This window comes from Streptomyces sp. ICN903 (genome assembly GCF_022015835.1).
Classification (GTDB): Bacteria; Actinomycetota; Actinomycetes; order Streptomycetales; family Streptomycetaceae; genus Streptomyces; species Streptomyces fenghuangensis.
Map to the genome: position 1 here is coordinate 1 of NZ_JAKMAY010000541.1, position 1,673 is coordinate 1,673.

Annotated in this window: 1 protein-coding gene; it reads right to left on the reverse strand. The window is 73.6% G+C overall.

Features of this window, described 5'->3' with window-relative positions; all coding sequences use genetic code 11:
* Nucleotides 1–182: 182 nt before the first annotated feature.
* A partial coding sequence (locus L7D48_RS28620) for an alkaline phosphatase (RefSeq protein ID WP_237883986.1) occupies nt 183–1,673 on the reverse strand: 1,491 nt, incomplete at its 5' end.

Below are 1,673 nucleotides of genomic sequence, written 5' to 3' on the forward strand. Positions count from 1 at the left end.
GGCGCGGGGAGCTGCTGGGGTATCTCGGTTTCGGCGGCGGCCGGGGACTGGCCGGGGTCGGTCATTCACCTCTCCAGATTCGACGGAACCGTCCAATCATCCCAGGTTTCCCGACCCCGGCACACCCTCTTTGTTCAGTATCCGGACAAAAGGGCCCGGCGGCCCCGCACGGGCCGCCCGGATCAGGCCGGCAGCAGCCCCGGCTCCCCGGCGGGCGAGACGAAGGACGCCGCGGTGGTGACCGGCGCGCCCGGGGTGGTCACGGCGGAGACCGTGCGGTAGTCGGCGCGCAGCCGCTCGCGGTCCAGGCCGAGCATCACGTAGCCGCGCCGCCCGTTGTAGTAGCGCATGTGCGGGTTGGCGGTCATCAGCGTCTGCCAGTTGGCGGGCCGCTCCGCGCCGTCCCGGCCGCTGGTGATGGAGGATGTGACGATCTCCACACCGGCGGTGCGCGAGTCCGGGTCGTCGAAGTCGCGCTTGACGTCCAGCCCGTAGTGGACGTGGACGTCACCGGTGAGGACGACGAGGTTGTCCACGCCGGCCGCCTCCGCGCCCGCCAGGAAGCGCTCGCGGGCGCCGGGGTAGCCGTCCCAGGCGTCCATGGAGACCGGCCAGGGGCCCTCGACCCGGTTGCGGCGGCGGGAGAGGACGACCTGCTGCGGCACCACGTTCCACAGCGCCCGCGAGCGGCGCCAGCCGTCGGCCAGCCAGCGCTCCTGGGTGGCGCCGAGCATGGTGCGCGAGGGGTCCTGCGACTCGGGCGTGGGCACCTTCCAGCCGTCGCCGTTCGCCTGGTTGTCGCGGTACTGGCGGGTGTCGAGCACGTCGAGCTGCGCCAGGCGCCCGTAGTGCAGGCGGCGGTAGAGCCTCAGGTCCGGGCCCTGGGGACGCTGGGGGCGGCGCAGCGGCATGTTCTCGTAGTACGCGCGGTAGGCGGCGGCGCGGCGGAGGAGGAACTCCTCCGGCGGCACGTTGTTCTCCGGTATGCCGCCCGCGTAGTTGTTCTCCGTCTCGTGGTCGTCCCAGGTGACGATCCACGGGTGGGCGGCGTGGGCGGCCATGAGGTCGGGGTCGGTCTTGTAGAGGGCGTACCGCAGCCGGTAGTCCTCCAGCGTCACCGTCTCCCGGGCGAAGACCTCCGGCAGCGTGCGGTCGGTGTACTTCCGGTCGCCGCCGGCGGAGTCGACGGCGTACTCGTAGAGGTAGTCGCCCAGGTGGAGGACGGCGTCGACGTCCTCCTCGCGGGCCAGGTGGCCGAAGGCGGTGTAGTAGCCCTGGTGGTATGCCTGGCAGGAGGCGAGGGCGAAGTTCAGCGAGGCGGGCACCGCGCCGGGCGCGGGGGCGGTGCGGGTGCGGCCGGCGGGGCTGATCCAGCGGCCGGCGCGGAAGCGGTAGTGGTAGTCGCGGCCGGGGGCGAGTCCCTGGGCCTCCACGTGCACGGTGTGGTGGAACTCGGGGTGGGCGAGCGCGGCGCCGCGCGCGACCACGTGGCGGAAGCGCTCGTCGCGGGCGATCTCCCAGCCGACGGTGACGCGCTCGGCGGGCAGCCCGCCGTCCGGCTCGTACGGCCTGGGGGCCAGGCGGGTCCACAGCACCACGGAGTCGTGGCGCGGGTCTCCGGAGGCGACGCCCAGGGTGAAGGGGTCGCCGGTGATCCGGGCGGGGTCCAGGGC